This is a genomic window from Phyllobacterium sp. P5_D12 (assembly GCF_054049495.1).
Map to the genome: position 1 here is coordinate 1 of NZ_JBFUMG010000243.1, position 6,317 is coordinate 6,317.

At 56.1% G+C, this 6,317-nt stretch carries 8 protein-coding genes and 2 pseudogenes; 4 read left to right on the top strand and 6 right to left on the bottom strand.

Annotated elements, in window-relative coordinates:
* The 6 genes and pseudogenes from ACXJ5O_RS15820 to ACXJ5O_RS15845 form a co-directional block, all read right to left on the bottom strand.
* Positions 1 to 270, bottom strand: a 270-nt coding sequence (locus ACXJ5O_RS15820) for a hypothetical protein (protein WP_457300725.1), incomplete at its 3' end; no start/stop codon positions are given.
* Entirely contained in the window at positions 257 to 568 is a 312-nt protein-coding gene (locus ACXJ5O_RS15825) for a chorismate mutase (RefSeq protein ID WP_457300718.1), read from the bottom strand. The genes ACXJ5O_RS15825 and ACXJ5O_RS15820, both read right to left, overlap by 14 nt.
* Positions 569 to 850: 282 nt before the next feature.
* Positions 851 to 1,283 (bottom strand): annotated as a pseudogene (locus ACXJ5O_RS15830) (ATP-binding protein); the annotation flags it as partial.
* A gap of 354 nt (positions 1,284 to 1,637) precedes the next feature.
* The gene (locus ACXJ5O_RS15835) at positions 1,638 to 2,270 is read right to left on the bottom strand and encodes a response regulator transcription factor (protein ID WP_457300719.1); all 633 of its coding nucleotides are present in this window, start codon (positions 2,268 to 2,270) and stop codon (positions 1,638 to 1,640) included.
* 31 nt (positions 2,271 to 2,301) lie between these two features.
* A complete protein-coding gene (locus ACXJ5O_RS15840; RefSeq protein WP_457300724.1) occupies positions 2,302 to 3,498 on the bottom strand; it encodes a phthiocerol/phthiodiolone dimycocerosyl transferase family protein in 1,197 nt (398 codons plus the stop codon).
* A 279-nt stretch (positions 3,499 to 3,777) separates the two neighbouring features.
* Positions 3,778 to 4,014: a hypothetical protein gene (locus tag ACXJ5O_RS15845; protein WP_457300720.1), complete on the bottom strand. Its 237-nt coding sequence runs from the start codon at positions 4,012 to 4,014 to the stop codon at positions 3,778 to 3,780.
* A 215-nt stretch (positions 4,015 to 4,229) separates the two neighbouring features.
* Between ACXJ5O_RS15845 and ACXJ5O_RS15850 the strand changes: the two genes are divergently transcribed.
* From ACXJ5O_RS15850 to ACXJ5O_RS15865, 4 genes and pseudogenes are all read left to right on the top strand, one after another.
* On the top strand, positions 4,230 to 5,102 hold the full coding sequence (locus tag ACXJ5O_RS15850; RefSeq protein WP_457300721.1) for a LysR family transcriptional regulator: 873 nt from the start codon (positions 4,230 to 4,232) through the stop codon (positions 5,100 to 5,102).
* Positions 5,103 to 5,122: 20 nt separating this feature from the next.
* A pseudogene (locus ACXJ5O_RS15855) lies at positions 5,123 to 5,562 on the top strand (ATP dependent DNA ligase); the annotation flags it as partial.
* 6 nt (positions 5,563 to 5,568) lie between these two features.
* Positions 5,569 to 5,715 carry a hypothetical protein gene (locus ACXJ5O_RS15860; RefSeq protein ID WP_457300722.1) on the top strand — a complete coding sequence of 49 codons (147 nt, stop codon included), beginning with the start codon at positions 5,569 to 5,571 and terminating at the stop codon, positions 5,713 to 5,715.
* 93 nt (positions 5,716 to 5,808) lie between these two features.
* Positions 5,809 to 6,264, top strand: coding sequence for an SOS response-associated peptidase family protein (locus ACXJ5O_RS15865; protein ID WP_457300723.1), 456 nt, complete (start codon positions 5,809 to 5,811; stop codon positions 6,262 to 6,264).
* The last annotated feature ends 53 nt before the right edge of the window (positions 6,265 to 6,317 follow it).

Below are 6,317 nucleotides of genomic sequence, written 5' to 3' on the forward strand. Positions count from 1 at the left end.
GAACCATGATGGCGGACTCTTTATCGTTTCCCTGTCGGCGTGCAGCCATTTTACAAGCGTGCGCCTCACGGCGCGGTTGGCCTCCAGTTCAGAATTCAGTATGGAAAAGGCCAGTTCATGGAGTGTGTTTCTCATATTCTCAAAGGCCTGGGCATCGACATGGCTGAGTTTGGTCGCGGGTTCTTCGGCGTGGTTTCGTGTGGCACTGAATCCTGCCGCGAGGTCGTTCAATTCATTATCTGACATGATAAGATCCTCAAGCGTCTGCACGACGATTGTGCTTGGCGGCAGTAGTTTTGTGATGCCTGTTTACTTCCCTGATCGTGAAGTTCAGGAACTTTTCCGCAAAGTCGGGGTCGAGGCCGGTGGACAAGGCGAGGGAACGCAGTCGGCTGACCTGGAGCTTTTCGCGGTCCGGATCGGCCGAGGGAAGGTCTGCCTTGGCCTTGAGGGCACCGACCGCCTGAGTGCAGCGAAATCGTTCGGCAAGCATGTGGATCAGAGCAGCATCGATGTTGTCGATAGAGGAGCGTAGGTCGATGAGCTCAGTAGGTAAAGCCGATATCATCACAAATACCTTTTCTATCATTGTTTCGGGAAGGTGTGAGTTTGGATTGACGTCGCATGTTGCGACTATTGTCAGCTCTTGCGGCTAGTCGTGAATAGCAGATTGGCTAGCGTGCTTTTGAAGTTACTACTCTCCTCTTGAGCTAGCTATCCTCCGGCGGCAGAGGCTGTTGTGGCAATTGATGCAGGATCACCTATACATTCGTCTATGCTGCCGATATTTAGCCAAACGGCCCCGAGCTTGATCGTCCCGGTGCTGAAAGTTCGGTCGGCGCGTTCCAGCGAGGCGATTGAGGTAGTCTGCCATCCGGCCCTGCTTGCCGCTTCGTGTCTCCGTTTCGAGACGATTGACGAGGTCGACGACACTGAAGAAGCGCCCGCGTGTGCCATTGCGAATAACCGCACGGGCAATGGCGATGGCCAGATGCGACTTTCCTGTCCCCGTGCCGCCAACCAGCACCACAATTGCGCTGGTCGGCAACAAATGTGCCCGTGCTAGGTCGCGGATCAGTTCCTCATTGACGGGCGTGTTTGCAAAGTCGAAGTCATCGATATCCTTTGCCAGCGGCAGTTTTGCGATCGAGAGCTGGTCTCGGCAATCTCCCGACGATGCGGGGAGGCTCATGCTGGCGTTTGGTGCCGTTGCCCGTGATCTCGTTACGCAGTGCCGGCAGGCCGTAGACAGGGGTGAAACATGTCGGCCGGCTGCATGGCACGGACGCACCTGGTTCGAGACGCGCCCACATCGAGGGCGGACCGTGCGACCGCGGGCTACAGTGATGGTGCTGTCCATATTTGAGTCCCGGCATTTGGAATCCCGGCGAGCGAAGCTTAATTCAACGAGCCGGCCAACGCTTCCCAGTGTCACAGTTGACAGTATGCTCGCGAATTTGGTTGGCAGTAGATTTGCGTGAGCAGGAACGAAGACATTTCATCTGAAGAGGAAGACAAAATACCCAAAGGCTGCATTTTCCCCGCCTTCGTCCGGGAACCAACATCCAGGCGCAAGTCGCGATTGATACAGGTTCGCTTACTGAGTGCAGGGTAAAAAAACTAATGACCCATCCAGATTACGGGCGTTTGAGGCGTTCGGTTTTTTGAACAAGCTCTGCTAGTGACCGCGCCTTCATCTTTCGCATGAGGTTGCCCCGGTGCAACTTGACCGTAGCCTCGCTTATGCCGAGCTTGGCGGCGATGTGCTTGTTCATCGAGCCTTTCGCGATCTCCTGCATTACTTCCCGCTCGCGTGGCGTGAGTGTTGCGGCAAGCGCAGCAAGGCCGGCGGTTTCGGCATTGCTCAGGCGGTTCGCCCGGTCGATGTCAATTGCCGTATTCACCGCGTCGAGCATGTCTTGATCGCGGAAGGGCTTTGTAAGGAAATCGACAGCTCCCGCCTTCATGGCGTGAACCGACATGGGGATGTCTCCATGCCCGGTCATGAAGATCACCGGCTTGGTCCAACCGAGGTTGTTCAAATTCGCCTGCAGCTCTATACCGCTGAGGCCGGGGAGGCGAACGTCGAGCAGCATGCAGCCGACCCGGTCGGGGATGTCCGCTTCTAACAGTTCCTTGGTGGACGCAAAGCCGACACATTCGATGCCGACGCTGCGGAGCAAGTTGGCAAGCGCCGCCCGAATGAACTCGTCATCGTCGACGATCAATACGAGCGGCGCATCGTCTACATTTCTCTGTCGGGTGGGCATATCAGGCGCCTGGGCCGCACCGCCGGCCGGATCAAATCGATGCGTTTTGCAGTCTGTGCTCGATTTCCTCTAAGAAGCCGGGCAATGGGTACCAGCTGGAATGGACGAGATGCAGCGCGCCGTTGACAGTTGAGACGCCAATGGTTTGCTCCGCATCGTGGCCTCGAAGCACCACAGGACCCCAAAGGGCCTCGATCGTCAGATGTCCGATCGAAGAGGAATACGGGACCTGCCCAAGATTGGAGACGAGCATGGTTTCAGAGAAGGCGTCTGCGTTGAAACGAGCGCCATCAGCTTCATCCATGTCAGTCGACATTGCCTCATAGACCGCACTGAAGACGGGGGCTCCGCCCTCAAGCGTCTTCAGCGGAAGTATGGAAGCAGTTACTGACCTTGCCATCTCCCACGCATCGTTGGGCGCGTTGGGTTCGATCACCGTTGAAGCCTTGGCTACTGCAACAACGCACTCGTCGTTGAGCTCCAGTAGCTTGCGAAGGTCCACCGGAGAGAAGATGCTTACCGCACTGTCGCGCCAGGATGGGTCAATACTGCGACCTGCCAAAGTTGCTGTAGCACAAACAATACCGTTTATGGTGGTCCTTTCGAGACGAGCACGTTCGCGGAGTAGGCTGGTCGTTTCAGGTTTGAGGATAATGCTCCTTACGTGCACAGGCTTCTTCAGGCATTCGACAGCGAGCGTGTGCGAGAATTTCTTTCCAGGCGCCGATGATGGCCGTGTCGGAAAACCCAATTTCTGGTCGATCGAGGGCGGGAATTCATAGGGATCCAGCCGCTGCCCCGAAATTGCCGAAAGCAAATCCCGCAGCATAAAGATCGATGACAAGCCGTCAGCAATCGCGTGATGGGTGACCAGCAGAACGAAGGACTTCTCAATCTCATGGATCAACACCACGCGAGCAAGCGGCCCCTCCGTCGGATCAAACAGCGTACTGATTTCACGCTCCGCTTCTCTCTCCCACGTTGTTCCTGAAGGCGCGACGCGCAGCGGGACGGGGCGTCGGGAACCTTTGTAGAAATGGGGTACTCGCTGTCGCGTGGAATCGATCGAAACAGACAGCATTGGATGACGTGCCTGCAATGCATCTACAGCCGCCCTCCAATCAGTCACGAGAGTTCGTCCTTTTATCTCTACGACAATACAGAAATGCTTGGGACAGCTATGATCGAAGAGCCAGAAGAACTCCTCAATGACGCCTAGCGGTCGCACAACGTCGAAATCGGTATCCAAAACGCTATCCTCTTCATTCTAATCATTAATTTTCTATCGGCTGTAAGATGCTGCTTGGATCGAAGTTGACCACCGACGCCTCTCCGCCGAAACGCGACCACGTTTGGGACATGGCGCCTGATACAGCGCTGACCTCCAGGGCCTGCTCGATCACGAACTCACTGTGGTGGAGACGCTGCTCGCGCACTTTGGGGACCCGAAGCGCTGCTGCCCTTGATCGTATAATCCTACTGTCCCCGCGTTCCGAACGCCTTTACGTCACAACGAACGTGACAGTTGGTCATCGCCCTTCTGCGTTGCAGCCATAGCAACTGCACCAGCGACCGTGCCGTCATTGACTGCCTTCTGTATCGCGGCATCGATGGATTTAAACTTCGCATTTTTGAGGCGCGGGCGTTGGSTGGCTGCCTGAACAGCGCTTGCCCCAAGACATGCCGCCGCGGCGCCCATGGTGCCGCGCGTCAGCACCGCTCTTCTTCTCGTCATCTCATTCATGATCGTTCACCTTGAATCCAGACGGATCGCGGGTCTGGTAAACCRCTCGCCTTCGAAAGGCTGACGGCGAATACCTATCAYAGAGCCAAGCCTTGCTAAAAGATCATAATAGTCATATTACAAATGACAAAAAATCACTGTATTTCCCTTTCACGGAATGCGAAAGCCTTGTCATGAGCTTTGACGGACGTCTTCTTACTGGGGTGAGTGTATTCTTGGCAGTTGCCGACGCCGGTAATTTCGCCAAGGCCGCCGACGTGTTGGGAGTGACCCCTTCCGGTATCAGCCGGTCAATCGGGCGACTTGAAACGAGGATGGGCGTGCGCCTGTTTGACCGCACGACGCGTTCCGTCGCGCTGACTGAAGAGGGACGGCTGTTTCGTCTGCAGGCCCTACCGCTAGTCGCCGGTCTGGAGGAGGCCGCCGCGATGGCCGCGGGATCAGCAGCGGCGGTCGCCGGGAGGCTGCGCGCATCGATCGACCCTTGGTTCGCAAGGATGGTATTAGCACCTCAGCTTCCGCGGCTCACTGCAAAATATCCGGATCTGAAAATCGATCTTATGACGACGAACGCGCGTGACGACATGATGAGCGGGTTCGATGTGGCTGTCCGATTTGGCTCGTCCAATGCCGGGTCACTAATAGCAAGAAAGCTTTTGGATATCCGCGTCATCACGTGCGCGGCCCCCGCCTATCTCGAGAAATTCGGCGAGCCGGTCCGGCCGGAGGATATAAATGGTTACGAAGTAATTCTGTTCCGAGACCCCGAAACCGGCCGAGCTTTCCCATGGGAATTTCATCGAGGTGGTGAAGTTGTCAGCGCGAAAGTCGACGGCAGGATAATTTTTGACGACCCATCCGCTGCCATTGCCGCCTGCGTTGCCGGCCAAGGTATCTTCCAGAGCCTGGAGATCGGTTTGGATCCCTGGCTCAAAAGCGGCGGACTGAGACAAATACTCAAAGACTGGTCGGACGAGCATTTTCCCTTGTATGCATACCATCCGGCGCGCCATCTGCCACCGGCAAAGGTAAGAGCTTTCCTCGATTTTGTGCAGCAGATCGCCAAGGAGAAAGCGCGCGACAGCTGAGGGAAAAAGAAGATATCTTTTCCGGCCGAACCGGTGATTGGGTTAAAGTCAAGTGCGTCCAGAGCGAGGCTTTCTTCATCGTCGGCTAATGAGACGTCGACGGCGTCCCTATCGGCTTTGGCTCATTGGTGCTTGCTCTTACCGCGATGCCGATCTCGTCCGCGTCGGAAGCGTCGGCACCGGCTTCATGGAAGCCGAGGTGATCAGATTGCGGAAGATGCTGGATAAATTGCGCTGGAAGCGAGAACAGTCGTCATTGACCTATTCCGAAAGAGCAGACACTGTCTGGGTCGAGCCGACCTTGATCGCCGCGGTCGAGTTTCGAGCCTGGACGCCGGAGGGCGAGCTGCGTCATCCTTCCTACAAGGGTTTGCGAGAGCGTCAGGACAATGCCGCCGTCTTACGGCAATCAGCGCCATCTGCTAGATTGTCTTCATTTGAGCTCACGCGGAGTAGATAGCCTGCAATGCGCAGTCTTCATCGCATGGAAGACAAGGACTGGTTCGCGAAATGGGTCCAGGACGCCGAAAGCCTGATCAACCTGATGCCAGCCTACGAGATGAACCCCGATCAGATGGGGCCGATCGTCCGCAACACTGCCGCGGGAAAGTAGCAGCTCGTCCATGCACGCTGGGGACTGCCCTCCCCGCGTTTCGCACTCGAGAAAGCGGCCAAGACTAAGGCTGAGAAACTCGCGGCGAAGGGCATGCCTTTCGATCTAGAAGAGCTGATCCGCATGAAGGCCGACCGCGGCACGACGAACGTGCGCAAGCTCAATTTTCAACACTGGAAACGATGGTTCGGTGTCGAAAATAGATGCCTCGTCCCGGTCACCAGTTTTGCCGAACCGGATCGATCCGGCCAGCCAGCCGAGAAGACGGTGGCAAGGTGCCCAATGCTTGGTTTGCTCGCGACGAGGAAGTCGCTGATGTTCTTTGCCGGCATCCATGTGCCGCAATGGCAGAGTGTGCGAAAGGTCAAGGACGGCCTGACCATCGACGATCTCTATGGCTTTTTGACCACGGATCCCAAAGAACTGTGCAAGCCGATCCATGAGAAGACCATGCAAGTCCTGTTGCTGACCGAGGAAGAGATCGACACCTGGATGCGCGCGCCCTGGGAAGAGGCGAAGGACGCATTCCGTGAAAGGGACATACAGTGATTTTTTGTCATTTCTAATATGACTATTATGATCTTTTAGCAAGGCTTGGCTCT

Coding starts and splice junctions, on each gene's coding strand:
- ACXJ5O_RS15825 (WP_457300718.1), bottom strand. CDS start 568: ATGATATCGGCTTTACCTACTGAGCTCATCGACCTACGCTCCTCTATC.
- ACXJ5O_RS15835 (WP_457300719.1), bottom strand. CDS start 2,270: ATGCCCACCCGACAGAGAAATGTAGACGATGCGCCGCTCGTATTGATC.
- ACXJ5O_RS15860 (WP_457300722.1), top strand. CDS start 5,569: ATGCGCAGTCTTCATCGCATGGAAGACAAGGACTGGTTCGCGAAATGG.
- ACXJ5O_RS15865 (WP_457300723.1), top strand. CDS start 5,809: ATGCCTTTCGATCTAGAAGAGCTGATCCGCATGAAGGCCGACCGCGGC.